At 74.1% G+C, this 17,448-nt stretch carries 18 protein-coding genes and 1 pseudogene; 11 read left to right on the top strand and 8 right to left on the bottom strand.

Translation table 11 applies throughout. The annotated features are described in order from the left end of the window. Position 1: 1 nt before the first annotated feature. Together AC07A6_RS22975 and AC07A6_RS22970 are read right to left on the bottom strand one after the other, a co-directional pair. A complete protein-coding gene (locus tag AC07A6_RS22975) occupies positions 2 to 880 on the bottom strand; it encodes an NAD(P)H-binding protein (protein WP_478778319.1) in 879 nt (292 codons plus the stop codon). Next, positions 877 to 1,308 carry a nuclear transport factor 2 family protein gene (locus AC07A6_RS22970; protein WP_362460407.1) on the bottom strand — a complete coding sequence of 144 codons (432 nt, stop codon included), beginning with the start codon at positions 1,306 to 1,308 and terminating at the stop codon, positions 877 to 879. The genes AC07A6_RS22975 and AC07A6_RS22970 overlap by 4 nt, the downstream gene beginning before the upstream one ends. 91 nt (positions 1,309 to 1,399) lie before the next feature. Between AC07A6_RS22970 and AC07A6_RS22965 the strand changes: the two genes are divergently transcribed. Next, positions 1,400 to 1,996 (top strand): TetR/AcrR family transcriptional regulator, encoded by a 597-nt coding sequence (locus AC07A6_RS22965; protein WP_478778318.1) that lies wholly within the window; start codon positions 1,400 to 1,402, stop codon positions 1,994 to 1,996. A gap of 192 nt (positions 1,997 to 2,188) precedes the next feature. Here the strand turns inward: AC07A6_RS22965 and AC07A6_RS22960 are convergent, their stop codons facing one another. Together AC07A6_RS22960 and AC07A6_RS22955 are read right to left on the bottom strand one after the other, a co-directional pair. Beyond that, complete coding sequence (locus AC07A6_RS22960) at positions 2,189 to 3,958, bottom strand: methyltransferase (RefSeq protein WP_478778317.1); 1,770 nt, start codon at positions 3,956 to 3,958, stop codon at positions 2,189 to 2,191. Positions 3,959 to 4,081: 123 nt separating this feature from the next. Continuing rightward, on the bottom strand, positions 4,082 to 5,248 hold the full coding sequence (locus tag AC07A6_RS22955; RefSeq protein WP_362460135.1) for a 4-hydroxybenzoate 3-monooxygenase: 1,167 nt from the start codon (positions 5,246 to 5,248) through the stop codon (positions 4,082 to 4,084). A gap of 398 nt (positions 5,249 to 5,646) precedes the next feature. On the opposite strand from AC07A6_RS22955, the gene AC07A6_RS22950 reads away from it, so the two are divergent. Beyond that, on the top strand, positions 5,647 to 7,092 hold the full coding sequence (locus AC07A6_RS22950) for a hypothetical protein (RefSeq protein ID WP_478778316.1): 1,446 nt from the start codon (positions 5,647 to 5,649) through the stop codon (positions 7,090 to 7,092). Continuing rightward, a complete protein-coding gene (locus AC07A6_RS22945; RefSeq protein ID WP_478778315.1) occupies positions 7,089 to 8,243 on the top strand; it encodes an ARPP-2 domain-containing protein in 1,155 nt (384 codons plus the stop codon). The genes AC07A6_RS22950 and AC07A6_RS22945 overlap by 4 nt, the downstream gene beginning before the upstream one ends. Before the next feature lie 19 nt (positions 8,244 to 8,262). Here AC07A6_RS22945 and AC07A6_RS22940 read toward each other — a convergent pair whose 3' ends face one another. The 3 genes from AC07A6_RS22940 to AC07A6_RS22930 all read right to left on the bottom strand — a co-directional run bounded on the left by AC07A6_RS22940 (position 8,263) and on the right by AC07A6_RS22930 (position 10,308). Next, positions 8,263 to 8,964, bottom strand: a complete 702-nt coding sequence (locus AC07A6_RS22940) for an esterase/lipase family protein (RefSeq protein WP_478778314.1) — start codon at positions 8,962 to 8,964, stop codon at positions 8,263 to 8,265. Positions 8,965 to 9,070: 106 nt separating this feature from the next. After that, the gene (locus tag AC07A6_RS22935) at positions 9,071 to 9,568 is read right to left on the bottom strand and encodes a hypothetical protein (RefSeq protein ID WP_478778313.1); all 498 of its coding nucleotides are present in this window, start codon (positions 9,566 to 9,568) and stop codon (positions 9,071 to 9,073) included. Then, positions 9,565 to 10,308, bottom strand: coding sequence for an AAA family ATPase (locus AC07A6_RS22930; protein WP_478778312.1), 744 nt, complete (start codon positions 10,306 to 10,308; stop codon positions 9,565 to 9,567). Before AC07A6_RS22930 ends, AC07A6_RS22935 begins: the two co-directional genes overlap by 4 nt. 116 nt (positions 10,309 to 10,424) lie before the next feature. Here AC07A6_RS22930 and AC07A6_RS22925 point away from each other — a divergent pair, with 116 nt between their 5' ends. From AC07A6_RS22925 to AC07A6_RS22895, 7 genes and pseudogenes are all read left to right on the top strand, one after another. Beyond that, complete coding sequence (locus AC07A6_RS22925; protein ID WP_478778311.1) at positions 10,425 to 11,210, top strand: YqjF family protein; 786 nt, start codon at positions 10,425 to 10,427, stop codon at positions 11,208 to 11,210. Positions 11,211 to 11,235: 25 nt separating this feature from the next. Then, positions 11,236 to 11,751 (top strand): hypothetical protein, encoded by a 516-nt coding sequence (locus AC07A6_RS22920; protein ID WP_362460114.1) that lies wholly within the window; start codon positions 11,236 to 11,238, stop codon positions 11,749 to 11,751. A 115-nt stretch (positions 11,752 to 11,866) separates the two neighbouring features. After that, the gene (locus tag AC07A6_RS22915; protein ID WP_478778310.1) at positions 11,867 to 12,394 is read left to right on the top strand and encodes an Lrp/AsnC family transcriptional regulator; all 528 of its coding nucleotides are present in this window, start codon (positions 11,867 to 11,869) and stop codon (positions 12,392 to 12,394) included. Between the two features lie 189 nt (positions 12,395 to 12,583). Beyond that, entirely contained in the window at positions 12,584 to 13,390 is an 807-nt protein-coding gene (gene ddaH, locus AC07A6_RS22910; RefSeq protein ID WP_478778309.1) for a dimethylargininase, read from the top strand. Further along, positions 13,387 to 14,652, top strand: a complete 1,266-nt coding sequence (gene rocD, locus AC07A6_RS22905; protein ID WP_478778308.1) for an ornithine--oxo-acid transaminase — start codon at positions 13,387 to 13,389, stop codon at positions 14,650 to 14,652. The genes ddaH and rocD overlap by 4 nt, the downstream gene beginning before the upstream one ends. A 107-nt stretch (positions 14,653 to 14,759) precedes the next feature. Continuing rightward, positions 14,760 to 15,749: a PI-PLC domain-containing protein gene (locus AC07A6_RS22900; RefSeq protein WP_478778307.1), complete on the top strand. Its 990-nt coding sequence runs from the start codon at positions 14,760 to 14,762 to the stop codon at positions 15,747 to 15,749. A 62-nt stretch (positions 15,750 to 15,811) separates the two neighbouring features. Then, a pseudogene (locus AC07A6_RS22895) lies at positions 15,812 to 16,030 on the top strand (Imm49 family immunity protein); the annotation flags it as partial. A gap of 44 nt (positions 16,031 to 16,074) precedes the next feature. On the opposite strand, the gene AC07A6_RS22890 reads toward AC07A6_RS22895, so the two are convergent. Next, entirely contained in the window at positions 16,075 to 16,707 is a 633-nt protein-coding gene (locus tag AC07A6_RS22890; protein WP_478778306.1) for a TetR/AcrR family transcriptional regulator, read from the bottom strand. 107 nt (positions 16,708 to 16,814) lie between these two features. On the opposite strand from AC07A6_RS22890, the gene AC07A6_RS22885 reads away from it, so the two are divergent. After that, complete coding sequence (locus AC07A6_RS22885) at positions 16,815 to 17,330, top strand: VOC family protein (protein WP_478778305.1); 516 nt, start codon at positions 16,815 to 16,817, stop codon at positions 17,328 to 17,330. Positions 17,331 to 17,448: the final 118 nt, after the last annotated feature.

Raw genomic sequence — 17,448 nt, 5'->3', positions numbered from 1 at the left:
CTCAGGCGCCCGCCCCCGTACCGTGCGCCAGCTCCCGCGCCACGACGTCGCGGAAGCCCGTCGCGGGGCGGCCGGTGAGGCGTGGGACGGAGTCGGTGACGCGGTCTTCGGCGCCCGCCGCGATGGCCAGGTCCATGTCGGCGAGCATCGCGGCGAACTCCGCGGGCATCAGCGCGGCGAGCCGGTCGCGCAGCTCCGCGTGGGACAGCGACCGGTGGGCCACGGGCTTCCCGGTGACCTCCGTGAGGATCGCCGCGATGTCGTCGTAGCCGAGGGTCTCGGGCCCGGTGAGGACGAGGTCGGTGTTGGGGGCGCGTACGCCGGTCAGGGCGCGGGCGGCCACGGCCGCGATGTCCTCGGCGTCGACGAAGCCGACCCTTCCGGTCCCGGTGGCGGTGCGGACGACGCCTTCGCCGCGGATGCTCCGCGCGTGGAGGTGGCCGCCGGTGAAGTTCTGCATGAACCAGGACGGCCGCAGCACCGCCCACTCGTCGAAGACTTCCGGCAGCTCCGCGTGCACCCGGCCCACCGCCGGGCCCCCCTCCGCGACGGAGGAGGCGCTCAGCAGCACCGCGCGCCGGACTCCGGCGGCGCGGGCCCGGCGCAGGAAGGGCAGGACGGTGGCGGCCGGGTCGGGATCGCCCACGGGCGGGACCACGTAGACCCGGTCGGCGCCGGCGAGGGCGGCGGCATGGGTGGCGGGGTCGTACCAGTCGAAGGCGACCGCCTCGGCGCCCGGCACCGGCGTGGCCTTGCGGCCGGCCGCCCTGACCGCGTGGCCGGCGGCGGCCAGTTGCGCGCAGGTGCGGCTGCCGGTGGTCCCGGTGGCGCCGAGGACGAGGGTGGTGCCGGTCGTGGGGGCGGCGTCATTGGTGGTCATCGGGCGCTCCCGGCGGATTCGGCGCCCGCTTCGAGGACGGCGAGCGGGTTCCAGTAGTCGCGGTAGGAGGTGAACCTGCCGTCCTCGACGGTGACGACGGCTATGTACGTCATGTCGAAGGGCCGGCCGTCCGCCACCCACCTGCCGACGCCCCGCATCTCGGCCACGACGGTCCGCGGATCGGTGGTCCCGTGGATCCGCAGGTCGGCCTCGGGGAAGTCGTGCAGGTCGATCCGGTCGGGGTAGGGGCGCATGTAGCCGGCGATCGCCTCGCGGCCGTCCAGCCGGCGGGGCAGGCCCGGGGGCGCGAACGGGAACTCCATCACGCCCCCTTCGGCCCACAGGCCGACCCAGCCGTCGATGTCCTTGTCGAGCAGGAGCCCGAGGCCGTGTCGGTACAGGGCGGCCGGTGCGTGCGGTGCGGCCAGGGACATGGGTATCCTCCAGTCAGAAAATACGGACCATCGGTCCGCTTCAACAATACGGACCCCGGGTCCGCTTTTCAATCGGAGGTATCCGGTGACCCCGCCGCCCGAGCCCGAACGCCGGACCCGCAAGGACGCGGCCCGCAACCGGCAGGCCGTACTGGAGGCCGCCGACGCCCTCTTCGCCCGCTCCGAGAGCCCCGAGGAGCTCACGATGGCCGACATCGCGGCGGCGGCAGGCGTCGGCAAGGGCACCCTCTTCCGGGCCTTCGGCGACCGGGCCGGGCTGCTGCACGCGCTCTACGAGGCGCGCCTGGAGCCGGTCCGCGAGTCCGTGGCGGCGGGCCCGCCGCCCCTCGGGCCCGGCACTCCCCCGCGGGAACGGGTGCCCGCCCTGCTCGACGCCCTCCTGTGCTTCAAGCTCGACAACCGCCCCCTGGCCCTCGCCCTGGAGGAGGCCGGGAGCAGCGGCCCGTACCAGGCCGGGCAGTACGAGGGGTGGCACGGCCTGCTCCGGTCCGTACTGGAGCAGGTCCCCGGCCTGGCCGACCCCGGCTTCACCGCGCACGCCCTGCTCGCCGCGACCCGGGCCGACCTCGTCGAGCGGCTGGCCGGCCGCGACGGCGTACCGCGCGAGCGGCTGCGGGCCCAGCTCGCGGCGTACGCGGGCAGGGTCGTGGGCGCGGGCTAGGGGGTGTCCGCAAAGTGGCGCCGTCCGCCCGGAGGGCGGGCCCCGCGGGGTCCGGTGCGTGCTCTCGGCGTGCCGGGCGGAAGGCCTCGTACTGGACGTACTCGGTCTTTCGCCCGGTGCGGCGAGAGCGCGTGCCGGGCGTCGCGGGGCAGGCGAGACTTTGCGGACACCCCCTAGGCGGCGCCTTCCGGATCAGGGGTGCGGCGGGGTCTTGCGGGCGTGCAGGACGTGCGCGTCCAGGGGCAGGGGGGTGTGGCCCCGGAGGTCGAGGCCGGCGTCCGCCAGGAGCCGGGCGTAGTGGGCGGCGGTGCGTTCGCGGCCGCCCACGTTGCAGAGCATGTGCAGGTCCCAGGCGGTGGCCAGCGAGGGGGAGCCGTCCGCGGGCAGGAGGCGCTCGACGATGAGCAGGTCGGCGTGGGCGGGCATCGCGCGGGCGCAGTGGCGCAGGATCTCGCGGCAGCGGTCGTCGTCCCAGTCGTGCAGGACGCGGGAGAGGAGGTAGACGTCCCCGCCGGACGGCACGTCGGCGAAGTCGCCCACCCGGTAGACGCAGCGCTCGCCGCAGCCCGCGGTGTCGAGGAGGCGGCGGGCCGCCTCGACGGCGTGCGGGCGTTCGAGCAGGACGCCGCGCAGGTCCGGGTGGGCGGTGAGGATCTGGCCGAGCAGCTCTCCGTTGCCGCCGGCGACGTCGACGACGGTGGCGGGCGCGGACGCGGACGCCCGAGCCGCGGCGGTGACGGCCGGGTGGGCGGGGAGCGGCCGGAACATGCGCGCGCTGGCGGCCATGGACCGGTCAAAAAGGCCGGCGAGTTCGGGGTCGCGGGCGAAGTGGTCGAAGTGGTTCTCGCCGAAAAGGTGGTCGAAGGCGGGCAGTCCGGTCCGTACGGCGTGGTCGAGGCCGCCGAAGGAGCGGTAGAACGGGCCCCCGTACATCAGGGCCAGGGGGCGCATCGACGCGGGCTCGTCCGTGCGGAGCAGGGCTCCGAGCCCGGTGAGGCGGAATCCTTCCTGCTGGCCCGGACCCGTGTCGTGGGTGACGGCGCCCAGCATTGCGAGGTAGCGCAGCAGGGAGTCGAGGCCGCGGGGGTGGGTGCCGGTCAGCCGGGCCAGGTCCTCGGTGCGGCACGCGGTGCGCGTGTCCATGGCGTCGGGCAGGCGCAGCCGGGCGAAGGCTGCGAGGGCCTGTGTGGTCCACGCGCCCGTGAGGAGGTGGAGGAGCGTTTCGGCGGGCTGCCGTTCGCCCTGGTGGGCGAGGTGGTCGGCGAGGGCGCCGCGGTGGTCGCCGTGGGCGTAGAGCTCCAGGCGCCGGTAGCCGCAGGCCGAGTCGGCGGGGGTGGTGAAGTACAGGACGGTCCCGTTCTCGTGCGGGTTGTGGCCGCCGCCATCGGGGCGCGCTCCGTGACGGGCGAGGGTCGCGCACAGGCCGCGCAGGACCAGCGGGTCGGGGCGTTCGATCTCGAAGGCGAGGTGTGCCTCGTGCCGGCGGGTCCGTTCGTAGGCGGCGATGGGCTCCAGGGCGGAGTGCGGGGGCACGATCAGGGCGAACACCTCGACCGCGCGGTGTTCTCCGGCGGCGCCCGGCACCTGGGGGCGCAGGATCCGGACGTCGAGTTCGGCCGGGTCGCGCCGGTGGCGCCGGGCGAGGCGGTCGCGGACGACCACGCTGGGGTGGGAGGGGGTGTCCGCCGCCAGCCCGCACGCGTCGAGCTGGGCCCGCAGGCTCCGCGCGTCGGGCGGGAAGAGCAGCATCCCCGCGTGGGCGAAGCGGCAGCGCTCGGCCAGCGTCCGCAGGTCCGGGCCGTCGAGGCCGGGCAGGAGGAGCGGCAGCAGGGTGGTGCTGTCGTGCTCGCGGACGAACGCGGCGGCCGCACGCAGGCGGGCCGTGTCGTCCGGAAGCATCGTTTCGTCGGGGAGCATCGTTTCGCCGGGCAGCATCGTTTCGCCGGCGAGCGTCGTCGTCATCGTGGGAATGTCCTCGGGCCGGTACTGGTCGGGGCGGAGCTGGGCAGGGCGGAGCCGTGCAGGGCGGAGCCGTGCAGGGGGAAGCGGGGTGGAGGCAGGGGCGGGGGCCGGGGCTCGGCGGGGTCAGACGCCGACGTAGTTCTCGGCGAACCAGTCCTGGTGGATGCGCGAGGTGCGCAGCGAAGCGATCCGGGAGCGCCGCCGGGCGGCCTGGAAGAACGATCCGGCATCCGGGTCGCCCTCGGGCGGCGCGTGCAGCAGCCGGGTCATCCAGCCGGTGAACTCCTGCGCCCTCCAGATGTACGCCAGGCACCGGTCCGAGTACGCGTCGAGCCCCCGGGTGTCACCGCGGGTGAGGGCGTCGACGAGCGCCCCGGCGAGGATCTCGGCCTCCAGGACGGCCAGGTTGGCGCCCTTCGCGGCGGCCGGGGCCGGCACGCTCGCCGCGTCGCCGGCCAGGAACAGCGAGCCGTGGCGCAGCGGTTCGACCACGTCGCAGGCCAGGTCGAAGAGTCCGCGCTCCAGGAGGGTGCCGCGGCTCAGCGGGCCGTATTCCGGGGCGCGCATCCGGGTGTCGAGCTCGTCCCAGATCCGTTGCGCGGGCCAGGCGTCGGCGGCGACGCCGCGCTGCCACTGGAGGTAGTAGCGGGTCACTTCCGGGGTGCGGGCCATGTGTCCGGCGAAGCCGCGGTCGTGGATCGCGTAGCCGACGGCGTCGAGGCTCGGCGGGGCCTGGGCGAGCAGGCCGAGCCAGGTGACGCCGTGGTCGTGGTGGTGGACGGAGCCCGCCGGCAGGGAGCGGCGGGCCGCGCCGTGGCGGCCGTCGCACCCCGCGACGTAGCGGGCCGTCCACCGGACGTCCCGGCCGTCGGGGTCGCGCGCCGTGAGGCAGGGGCGGGTGCCGTCGGTGTCGTGGACGGCGAGCGCCTCGGTGCCGAAATGGATGCGCCCGCCGCGGGCGAGGTAGTGCCGCAGGAGGTCCGTGACGAGGTGCTGCTGCGGGTAGACGTGGTGCCGGCCGCCCCGGCCGAGGGCGCCGTAGTCGAGGCGGAACCGCCCCTCGGGGGTGCGGAACTCGCAGGTGCCGTGCGGGCGTCCGTGCTGGTGCAGGCCGTCGGCCAGGCCGTGGCCGTCCAGGATCCGGACGGTGTTCGGGGCGAGGAACCCGGCGCGGGCGCGGGTCCGGACGCGGGAGGAGGAGGCGCGTTCCAGGATGACGCAGTCGATCCCGGCGGCGAGCAGGAGGTTTCCGAGGACGAGCCCGGCGGGTCCTGCACCGAGGACGATCACGTCGGCTGAGGCGCGTAAAGCGCGGGGTGTCTGGCTGTCCGTCATAGCGGGTGAAGCATAAGCATGCGAACTTCAACCAACCTACGCCAGCCATCCCTTAGCAGGAATAGAGTGACAATCACGCTTAAACGGACCGGCCTGTAACGACGGGAGGGAAGCGGCCCGCACAGGCCTTGGCGGTGGTATGCGCCGGGCGTGCGGGAGCGGAATCGCGCGCTCGCGTACGCCCCGGCCGGGGCCGCCCCGGAAGTCGGTGGAGCGCCCGCCGCCCGCTCTGTTACGGTCCTGTTGCCGGCCGCGGGACTCCGGTGCGACTTCCGGAACCTGCCTCTGAAGCAATGATTCGCAGCTCGTGCCCCCATTCCCCGGCCGGCGTCCATCTCGGGGGAAGAGCGGAAATGGATTCGTACGGGGACCTGGTCGCAGCCGAAGACGTACTGCTGTTCGTCAATGCGGCGATCACCTCCACAGGCCAGCGGGAGTTCCGCGACGACGCGGACGAGCAGCGCATGTCCCTCGACTTCCTCCACGCGTACATGCTGGGGAACTACCGCGAGCTGTACGCCGGGGTCCTCGCCCTCGACATCAACGACCACAACGCGGTGCTCATCATCCGGCGGCTCCTGGAAACCGCCGGGGAGGCCAGTGCCGATCAGCGCCGCCGCGAGGGCCGTCTGATCGCGTCGCGGCTGGCTGCGCTGCCGCCGCAGCGCGTGTACGGGCTCTTCGACGCCCTGCGCCGGGCCGGGGTGAACAACCGTCGCACCCGGGCGATCGTGCGCGACTGGCTGGCCTCCCGCAAGGACCTGGCGTTCGACGCCGTCAAGTACCGCAGCGGCCTCAAGCGCGTCCTGCGCCACACGCACCTCACCCCCGCCAACGCCCCGGAAGAACTCGGCACGTTCCTGTTCGCGCCGCGTGCCCGCCCGCGTTACGCAACACCCCTGCTGGAGACGTGGCGCCGGGCCCACTACGAGAAGGCGGCGCTGTACGAGCTGCCCTACACGGCCGCCGAGGGGTTCGCCGCCCGGCACGGCATACCCCGGGACGTCTTCCTGGAGCGCATGGCCCCGCGGCTGACCCGCCTTGAGACCCTCCGGCTGCAGCAGTCCGCGCGGGCGCTCGGGGCCACGGCGGTGCAGACCGACCTGGCCGGGATGCCGCTGACCCGCCTGGCGGCCTACGTGCTGTCGCTGCCGCTGGAGGACCGCCTGCGCCGGCGTGCCGAGCTGACCCGCGCCCTGGAGTCCGCCGCCGGCCGGGTGGCCGGCGCCCACCGGGGAACCTGGGGGAAGGTCACCGCCGTCCTGGACGACAGCTTCTCCTCCTTCGGGTCGGTCCACAAGCGCCGGCGGCCGCTGGCCGTGGCACTGGCCTGCCACCATCTGCTCGCGGCCCTCGCCGGCGAGTACACCGCGCTGTGGACGTCCGGGCGGACCGACGCGCTGCTGGCGTACCCGTACGGGCCGACGCCGGTGGGCCGGCGGATCCTCGACGCGCTGGAGACCGCCCCGGACCGGCTGGTGATCGTCTCCGACGGATGGGACAACGCGCCTCCCGGCCTGGCGGGCGAAGTGCTGCGCGTCTGGCGCACCCGCCTCGACCCCGGGCGCCGCACCGGCGTCGTGCACCTCAACCCGGTCTACGACGCGGCCGGTTTCGACGTGCGCCGGCTCGCCGCGACCGTGCCCACCGCGGGCATCCGGGACGCCGAGGACCTTCCTGCCCTCGTGGAACTCGCCCAGTTCGCGGAAGGCCGCACCGGCCTGGCCGAGCTCACCGCGTACATGGACACCCGTGCGGCCCTCATGACGGCCGGACACGACCGGGAACGGGCACGATGACCACCACACTGGACCTGACCGGTCTCACCGCCCGCCCCGCCCAGGTCTGGGGTGCCGTCCGCCTGGTCCCGCTCGTCCGCGACGAGCCCATCGGCGACCTCCGTCTGCACGCCGAGCTCTACGGCGAGGCGGCCGGCCTGGTCGAGACCGGCCCGCGTCACGCCTACCTGTCGTACGTTCCGCACGGGTTCGTCGCCACGTGGACCGGTGACGGCACGCCGGCGGCCGCCTACGGCACACAGCTCACCGCCGACCACGACCAGGGCCCCGCCGCCACGATGGGCCTGCGCTTCCACCGCCGGACGGCCCGCCGCCAGGCCAAGGACCGGCTGCGGTTCCTCCCCATGCACCTGTCCCTGGAGGGCTACCTGGCACTGCACTCCGGCGGTCCCACGATCGCCTGGGAGGAGTGGTCGCAGCGTGCGATCGGCCAGGGCCTCTCCCCACGGGCCGAGGAGGCCTACGCGGGAGACGAGGTACGGGGACTCGACGACGCGCTGCGCCTCTTCGAGATCCACCCCGGCCAGTGCGGCGTGATGGTGTACGTCGCCGACGCACTCGCTGCCGCGTTCGCGGTCCCGCATCCCGACGACTACCGCGCCCTGCACCCGACGCTCCTGCAGGACCTGTACGGCGAACTGATCCACCACTACGGCACGCTGGTGCTCCCGGTCGCGGACTTCCGCGCCCGGATCGCCGACACGCGCATCGGATCCCTGGACGACCTGCGCAGGGCGGCCGCCGAGCAGGAGGAGGCCTGGGCGCGGTTCCACGACACGACCATGGCCGCCGGACTGCTGGGGCACGCGTACACCTGGCAGTCCGTCTACCGGATGGGGCGCTTCACGCTCGCGCGCTTCCGGCCGCCGTTCCGTCCCAAGGAGGAGAACCACATCGGCGAGGCCATCACCGACGACAGCGGCCGGATCGCCTACCTCAAGACGTTCCGGCTGTCGGAGAGCCAGGTCCGCCGCGGCCACCTGCTCGACAGGCTCGCCGCCCACGACTGGCACCTGCCGGCCACGGCGGCCGGTCTCGGGATCGACACCGCCCAGTTGGGACTGCGTCTGGAGGCCGCCGGCTTCGCCTTCCTGCTCCGCCAGGACGTGCTGGACGGATACCGCAAGCGGGCCCGCACCGGGACGGGATGAGCGGCGGCCCGTCGCCGTTTCAGGAGCGCGGCCGTGCCGCCGTGCCGCCGATGTGGTCCCGCACCTGCCGGTAGACCCCGGCGTCGTCGGTGAAGGCCGTGTGCTGCAGGCACGGGGTCCGCGTGTTCACCGCGCCGGTGAGGGCCACGGTGCCACCAGGCTGGTTGATCATGTCGCAGGAGGACCACCAGGTGGCGTAGCGGACGGGCCCCGGGGTCTCGTCGCCCGCGTTCAGCGCGTTGAGGAACGCGGAGCCCGGACGCATCTCGGCGCACGAGGTGCCGCCGCACCAACGGGCGGTTTCCGTGCCGTGGTTGGGGCCGGCGAGGGACACCCAGGCGTCCACCTTCGCGTCGCCGCCGAGGTTCTTGAGGTAGTGGCGGGACGACAGGGAGCCCATGGAATGCGTGACCAGGTCCACCCGGGAGGCCCCGCTCGCGGCCAGGACGCGGTCGATCTCGGTGGCGAGCTGCGCGGCGGTGGTGGCGTTGGACTGCGACGTCGGGTAGGTCCACCGGTACAGGCGGCCGGCCGGCCAGCCGTCCGCCCCGAACCGGGCGGCCATGGTGTTCCAGGCCGTACCGTCGCTGTTCCAGCCGTGTACGAAGACCACCGGATCGGGCGTCTCGGCAGGGGCCGCCGGGACGGCCGCGGCCGGAACGGCACAGACGGCCATCACCGTCAGGACGGCGGGGAGGGAGCGGAGCAGAGGCGTGTTCACGGCCCGTTTGTAGCGGTCCTCCCCGGCCCTTCCCGTGCCCCTGCCGTGGACGCTCACCCGTCCGGCCGCCGCCGTTCACCCCAGGAACGTTTCCGCCGCGAGGACCTCAGTCGTCGGCGAGCTGCAGGGCCAGGGCGTAGTGCTCGCCGTCCGTCCCCGCGAGCAGGCTGTCGAACACCGGGGTCAGGCCGTTCACGGCGCCGCCCGCGGCGTCGTGGTTGGTCCACCAGCTGCCCTCCGGTCCGAGCAGGGACACCACCCGGTCCGCCGCGCGCTCCGCGGTGTCCGCCGGCAGGTGCCGGTGGGACGGCCACAGCAGGTCGACGGCGGCGAGCCGGGCCAGGAACCCGGCGGCCTCGTGCGGCTCCAGCGGCTCCAGGGCGGCGCACAGCCGCGGGAGGGGCGGAGGGGCGTATCCGGGGAAGTAGCGCCGCCAGGCCCCGTCGGCCGCCGCCCCGGCCAGCAGTGCGCGGATCCGGTCCGCCAGCTCGGGCAGGTCGGGCTCCGGCTCGGTGAACCGCCCGGCCGCCACGTACACCCGCGCCGGTGTCCGCAGTTCCGCCATCCGCGCTTCCAGCTCCGGGAGGATCCCGGTGGACTTCACGGGGAGGTCCTGCCGGACGGCGGGGCCGGCTCCGCGGGTCCGGGGCGGTCGTCGAAGTCCACCGAGGCGGCGCCGCGGTCGCGTTGGCGGCGGTCGATCAGGACCATGGAGCCGATGCCCCGGCCGGCGGGCAGGCCGTCCCGTGCGATGCGCGCGAGGAGCCGCGCGAGCCCCCGCCGGTGGATTCCGAAGACGCGGGGTGAGGCCAGCCGCCGCCGGGCGTGCTGGCCGGACAGCGCTTCCCGGGGGCCGACGTCGAGCACGACCATGTGCAGGGGGCGCCGGCCCCGGTGGGCCGTGTAGGCGAGCCATCGGCGCATCCACGGCCTGGTGCCGCAGTCGTGTATGAGGAGGGGGTGGCCCAGGCGCATCCGGGAACGCGTCCACCGCATGTGGCTCAGCCGTGCCCAGGGCCGGTACACCGCGTAGGGGAGCCAGGCGGGCATCCGCGACTCGAAGGCCGTGCGGGTGGCGCGGGGATCGACGACCTCGGCGGCGGGGGACCACGCGCGCAGCAGGGTGCTCTTGCCGCTGCCGGGAAGTCCGGCGACGACGACGGCCGCGTTGGGCGGGTAGGACAGCCTGATGTCGCCGTCGGCCCCGCCCCGGAGGTCGACGACCCCCCGGGGGCGTATGCGGCGGCCGGGGCACGCGCTGCCCGGCTGCCGTACGGCCTCCCCGGACCGCTGTGCCCGCTGTGCCCGCTGTGTCGGGTCCTCGGTGCTGGTGGGTGTGCTCACAGGTGAACTGCCGTTCGGAGGGGGCCGGGGAAGAACCCGAGGCTACCCGAGTCGGCGGCGGGGCTCCCGGCCGGAGGCCGCTTCCCGGCGCGAGCGGTCCGCGGGACACTGGCGCGATGTCGCAGCCGCCGCAGCCGCCGCCCGAAGCCGTCCCGGAGCCGATCACGGCCGAGCCTCCGCACACCGCCGAGCGCCCCCTCATCACGCAGTCGTGGCTGGACCTGGCCTTCCTGCACTGGGCCGTCGACCCCGCCGACGCCGCCCCGCTGCTGCCGGCCGGTACCGTGCCGGACACCCTCGACGGGGTCACGTACGTCGGCCTGGTGGCGTTCCGGATGCACGAGGTCGGATGGTTCCGCCTCCCCGGCGTCCCCTACCTCGGGTCCTTCCCGGAGACCAACGTCCGCCTCTACTCGGTCGACTCGCACGGCCGGCGGGGCGTGGTGTTCCGCTCGCTGGACGCCTCCCGGCTGGTCCCGGTGGCCGTCGGGCGGGTCGCGTTCCGCCTCCCGTACGTCTGGTCGCGCATGACGGTCCGCCACGGCAGCGGCGGCACCGTCACGTACAGCAGCCGCCGGCGCCGGCCCGGGGCGGCCGGCGCGTACAGCCGGATCACCGTGCGGATCGGCGAACGGGTCACCGAGCCGACCGCGCTGGAGCACTTCCTGACCGCCCGCTGGGGCATGCACACCGCGTTCCGCGGCCGGTCGCTGTACCTCCCGAACAGCCACCCGCGCTGGCCGCTGCACCGTGCCGGGCTCCTCCACTGCGACGAGACCCTGGTGGCCGCCGCGGGCCTGCCCGCCCCGGCCGGGCCGCCCGCCAGCGTGCTCTGGTCCCCAGGGGTCCCGGTGCGGTTCGGGCCGCCACCGCGCCGCGTTCCCGCAGGACATCCCGGATGAAACCCTCCTGATCTAGGGTGCCCCCATGGATCACGAGAGTGCCGCCGGACCGGCGGGGGACCCGCGGTTCGCGGCCGCCCGCCTCAAGGAGCGCATCTACGCGACGATCACGATCATCTCGGTGGTCATCGGGCTGCGGGCCTCCGCGCACGTGGACGCGGCAGGTGCGGCCGCCACGCTCCTCACCACCGCCGTCGGGCTGTGGCTGGCGGCGGTCGTAGCCGACCAGCAGGCCCACCGGGTGGTGCACGGCCGGCTCGCCACCGGCCACGAGCTGCGCGGGATCCTGTCCGTCAGCAGCCCGCTGCTGCTGTCCGCCGTGGGCCCGCTGGTGCTCGTCGCCTCCGCCGCGCTGGGCGTGATGCGCGTCGACACGGCACTGCTCGCGGCGGCGGTCGTCAGCGTCACCGGCCTGTTCGTCTGGGGCTGCTACGGCGGGGTGCGCATGGGCGGCGGCATCCTCGCCGCCCTCCTGGCCGGGGCCCTGGACGCCGCGATCGGCCTGGCCGTCGCCCTGGTGAAGGCCTTCGCCGGGCATTGAACACCCGCGGGGCGCCGGGGCCGTCGCGGTTGCGGTGACGGTTGCGGTCGCCGTTGCGGCAGAGTGGGCGCGGAAGTCCCCCGTCCGGGGCCGCACGAGGAGAAGATCACCTGCCATGAGCACCAGGTCCACGCCCTTCGACGAACTCGACCGGCAGATCGTCGCGACCCTGATGGACAACGCCCGGGCGAGTTTCGCGGAGATCGGGGCGGCCGTCGGCCTGTCGGCGACCGCCGTCAAGCGGCGGGTGGACCGGCTGCGCAAGGCCGATGTGATCACCGGGTTCCGGGCCACGGTCCGGCCGGCCGCGCTGGGCTGGCGTACCGAGGCGTACATCGAGGTGTACTGCGACAGCGCGGCGCCGCCCCGGCGCCTCGCGGAGGTCGCGCGCAAGTACCCGGAGATCGCGGCGGCGATGACGGTGACGGGCGCGGCCGATGCGCTGCTGCACGTCAGGGCGACCGACGTGGAGCACTTCGAGGAGGTGCTGGAGCGGATCCGCAGCGAGCCGTTCATCCGCAAGACGATCAGCTACATGGTCCTGTCGCACCTGCTGCCGGAGAGCCCCGAGGCCGGGGCCAGTGCCTCGGCGCCGGCCGAAGCCGCCGCGCGGGCGGCCGAGGGCGCAGCAATCCTGCTCTGAGGGGAACGTACGCGCAGGATTCCTGCTCCGGTACGCAGCACTTCGTTCTTGTCGCGCTGACCTGCCGCTTCCTACGGTGGGGCCACTCCCCCAGTCGTCACCGCAGGAAGCGGAGGAAGCTCTGTGCCCGTAGGACCCGCAGGCCCCGTAGGACCCGTAGCCCCAGCAGGGCGGCCAAGGCGCTATGTGATGTGTGAGCCTCGCTATTTCGACGTGCGCTACGCCATCAACCCGTGGATGGACGTCCGCACCCCGGTCGACGTTCCCCTGGCCCGTGCGCAGTGGCGGGCCCTGGTCGAGGCGTACCGCGCCCACGGCCACACGGTCGAGACGGTCGCCCCCGTGGCGGGCCTGCCCGACATGGTGTTCGCGGCGAACGCGGCCCTCGTGTCGGGCGGCCGGGTCTTCGGGTCCTCCTTCCACGCCGCCGAGCGCCGGCCGGAGTCCGCCGAGTACGAGGCCTGGTTCAAGGCCGCCGGATACGAGGTCCACCGCTCGGAGGCGGTCTGCGAGGGCGAGGGCGACCTCGTTCCCGCCGGCCGGTTCGTACTGGCCGGCACGGGCTTCCGTACCCAGCGGGCCGCGCACCGCGAGGTGCAGGAGTTCCTCGGGCGGCCGGTGATCGGGCTCGAACTGGTCGACCCGCGCTTCTACCACCTGGACACCGCTCTGTTCTTCCTCGGTGAGGAGGAGGGCGTCGCGGGCGGCGCGGCCGGCGGGGGGAACGTCGCGTACTACCCGGCGGCGTTCTCCCCCGGCAGCCGGGAGGTGCTCCGGTGGCTCTATCCGCATGCGGTGATCGCCACCGAGGAGGACGCCCTGGCCTTCGGCCTCAACTCCGTGTCGGACGGCCGCAACGTCTTCGTCGCCCCGCAGGCCCACGGCCTCGTCGACGGGCTCGCCGACCGTGGATACGTTCCCGTCCCCGTCGACCTGTCGGAATTCCGCAAGGCCGGCGGGGGAATCAAGTGCTGCACCCTGGAGATCCGCTCATGACGTCCACCGCCGCTGCCCCCGCCCCTGCTCCTGCTCCTGCTCCTGCCGCCACCGCGGCGCGCTCGTCGGCACAGCTGATCCGCGCCGAGGAACCGGTCCTCGCGCACAACTACCACCCCCTGCCCGTGGTCGTGGCGCGAGCGGAGGGCAGCTGGGTGGAAGACGTCGAGGGCCGCCGCTACCTCGACATGCTGGCCGGCTACTCGGCCCTGAACTTCGGGCACCGCCACCCCGCCCTCGTCGAGGCCGCCCACCGCCAGCTCGACCGGGTCACGCTCACCTCGCGCGCCTTCCACAGCGACCGGCTGGCCGGCTTCGCCGAGCGCCTCGCCGAGCTGACCGGTCTCGACATGGTGCTGCCGATGAACACGGGTGCCGAGGCCGTGGAGAGCGCCGTCAAGGTGGCCCGCAAGTGGGCGTACGAGGTCAAGGGCGTCGCGCCGGACCGGGCGACGATCGTGGTGGCGGACGGCAACTTCCACGGCCGTACGACGACCATCGTGAGCTTCTCGACGGACCGGACGGCCCGCTCCGGCTTCGGCCCCTTCACCCCCGGCTTCCGTGTCGTGCCCTACGACGACCTGGCCGCCCTGGAAGCGGCGATCGACGAGACGACCGCCGCCGTGCTGATCGAGCCGATCCAGGGCGAGGCCGGCGTGCTCATCCCCGGCGACGGCTACCTCGCCGGGGTGCGGGAACTGACCCGGCGCACGGGGTGCCTGTTCATCGCCGACGAGATCCAGTCGGGCCTGGGGCGCACGGGCCGCACCCTGGCCGTCGACCACGAATCGGTCGTGCCGGACGTCCTGCTGCTGGGCAAGGCGCTGGGCGGCGGCATCGTCCCGGTCTCCGCCGTCGTCGCCCGGCGCGAGGTGCTCGGCGTCCTGCGGCCGGGCGAGCACGGGTCGACCTTCGGCGGCAACCCCCTGTCGGCGGCGGTCGGTTCGGCCGTCCTGGACCTGCTGGAGACGGGCCAGTACCAGCGGCGCGCCGCCGAGCTGGGGGCCGTGCTCGACCGCGGCCTCGCCGAGATCGGCCGCGCGGGCGGCGCCGTCACCGCCTACCGGGCGCGGGGCCTGTGGGCGGGCGTGGACGTCGACCCGGCGCTCGGTACGGGGCGGCAGATCAGCGAACGGCTGCTCGCCGAGGGCGTCCTGGTCAAGGACACGCACGGCTCCACGATCCGGCTGGCTCCGCCGCTGACCATCACGGAGGAGGAACTCGGCACCGCGCTCGCCGCCCTCCGGAAGGTCCTGGCCTAGGCCTTCGCCCCCCCGACCGGATCTGATTCATCGTGCACGTACCGCGTGCCAGCATGTGGGCGGCGAGATCGCTCGCCGGAGTACCCCGACTTCGAAGGAGTACGTTCTTGACCGCCCACATCCGGCCCGGTACGGGCCCCCGGTCGTTACTGGCGCTGCTGACAGCCCTCTGCGCGGTCGTCGGAGTCACCGCGCTCGGCGCGGGATCCGCGGCGGCGGCCGATCAGCGCCGCCCGGTCTACGCCATCGCGCACCGCGTCGACACCCTGGACGGCGTGGACGCCGCTCTCAAGCACGGTGCCAACGGCATCGAGATCGACGTCTGCGCCTGGTGGAACCCGAACGAATGGCGTGCCTACCACGACTGTTCCTCCGCCGGTGACAACCGGCTGGGCCCCGGCTTCGACAGCATGATCGACCGCATCCTCTCCCATGCCGGTGCGGGGCGTCGCCTGTCGCTGGTCTGGCTGGACATCAAGGACCCCAACTACTGCGGGGAGCGGGAGAACCGCGGCTGCAGCGTCGCCGGACTGCGGGACAAGGCGCAGCGGCTGACCGCTGCCGGGATCCAGGTGCTCTACGGGTTCTACGAGTACCACGGCGGCAGCAACCCGGACGTCGGGGGCCGGGGCTGGAAGAGCCTGGAAGGCAGGCTCGGCGCGCTGGAGGGCATCACGACGACCGGCACCCGCGACCAGGTCCGGGGCGCGTTCGACCGGTCCGGCTCCGGATTCCCCGCCGGCCGCCGGGTGATGGACTACGGCGACAGCGACATCACCAAGGGGTTCGGCAACTGCACCGAAGCCACCTACTACACCTGTGCGGAGCTCAAGAAGGGTGCCGGGGACCGGGACGCCGGACGGCTCGCGGCCACCCTGTCCTGGACCACGACGTACAACGACCCCTGGTACGTGGACAAGCTGCTGGGCGACGGGCGCGTGGACGGCATCATCGCCGGCTACGGGGCCTTCACCGGGGTGCGGGAGTACGACGACGGCTGGCAGTGCGCCAACTCCGTCGGCCTGGTCCGTGACTGGGTGAACCGCCACGGCGGCACGCACCGCATGGCCACCCCCGGGGACCGCCTGTTCAGGTAGGGCGCGGCACCCGCCCGCCCGGCGCCGCTGCCGGATCCGCTGCCGGAGCCGTTGCCTGGGCTGTGGGGACGGAATCGGGCGTGGGGAGCGGTGCGGTGCGGATCGAGCGTCAGGCGCTGGCTCCGGCGGCCGTCCTGCTGTCGCAGCTCGTGGACGGCGACGAGGAGAGCTTCAACCTGGCCCTCGCCGATGCCCTCGAAGCCCACCGGGACCGCTTCCGGGTGGCCGACCGGGCCGACGGACCCGACGCCGCGGTCGGCCTCGACGTCCTGGCGCCGGCCTGCCACGCCCGCCGGCGCGGCTGGGACGTCCGGGTCAGGTCCCCCTACCTGCCCGGGCGGCTCCTCAAGGCCGCCGAAGCCGGCTGGCCGGGGCGTCCGGGGGCCTGGTGCAGCCCCTCCAGGAGGCGGTCCAGCGCCTGCTCCGCGCCCTGCGCGTCTCCGCCCCGCGCGATCCAGAGCGCGGCCTCGTTCATGGCTCCCGAAAGCAGCCTGGCCAGGGGCTGGACCGGCTGGTCGGCGATGGTCCCCGCCGCGGCGAGCGCCGTGAGGGCCTCGGCGAGGTGGCGGGCCGAGGACTCCTCGTCCATGGCCCGCCATTCGTCCCAGCCCAGCACGGTCGGTGCGTCGACCAGCAGGATCTGCCGCACCGCCGGGTCGGTCCCCGCCGCCAGGAAGGCCCGGCAGCCGGCCCGGAGCTGCTCCCAGAGGTCCTCGTGCCGCTCCGCCGCGGCCGCGACGTGCTCGCCCAGTTCCTGCTGGACCTGGGCGACGACCGCCCGGAAGAGCCCCGCCTTGCTGTCGAAGTGGTGGTAGGCCGCCCCCTTGGTGACCCCGGCGGCCCGGGCCACCTCCGCCAGCACCACGTGGTGGTACCCCGCCTCTGCGAACCGCCGCCGTCCTTCGGCCAGCAGTGCCTGCCGCGTGGCCTCCCGCTGCTCCGCCCGGTTGAGCGCCATCGAGGGCACCCCCTTCCCATTTCGCGTACCGAGGGTATGCTAACGCCATAACTCACATACCCCGGGTATGCGAAATGAACCGACCGGCGACTCGAAGGGCCTCAGCCATGACGATCGAAGCCACCACCCCTCCCCCGGCCAAGCTCGGCGGCTTCTACCCGGTGCTCGCCACCCGGGACGTCACGGCCTCGCGCGACTTCTACACCCGCCACCTCGGCTTCGTGGTGACGTTCGAAGCGGACTGGTACGTCAGCCTGCGCCGCCCCGACGCCCCGCAGTACGAGCTGGCCCTCCTCGCCCACTCCCACCCGACCGTCCCCGACGGCCACCGGGTCGCGCTCGGCGGCGGTCTGCTGCTGAACTTCGAGGTGGACGACGTGGACGGCGAACACCGGCGGCTCGTGGTGGAGGGCGGCCTGCCCGAGGTGCTGTCCCTGCGCACGGAGGAGTTCGGCCAGCGCCACTTCATCGTGGCCGCCCCCGACGGAGTGCTCGTCGACGTCATCACCGTCGTCCCGCCGACCGGGGAGTACGCCGCCCAGTACACCGACGCACCGCCGGCCGGGGAACCCGTCCCCCAACACGACACGATCGGCTGGCGTCCACGGCCATGGGTGAACTGATCGACGCGACATCACGGCCGCACGGGTCCTCGCGGGCCGCCTCGGCGGGGGCGGCAGCAGGAGCGGTAACCTTCCCCTCGCCGGTGAGCGGGGCGCGACGAGCCGGCGTTCCGATTCC

It is taken from the genome of Streptomyces sp. NPDC044002 (genome assembly GCF_056434525.1).
This window is presented reverse-complemented; position numbering and strand designations above follow the sequence as displayed.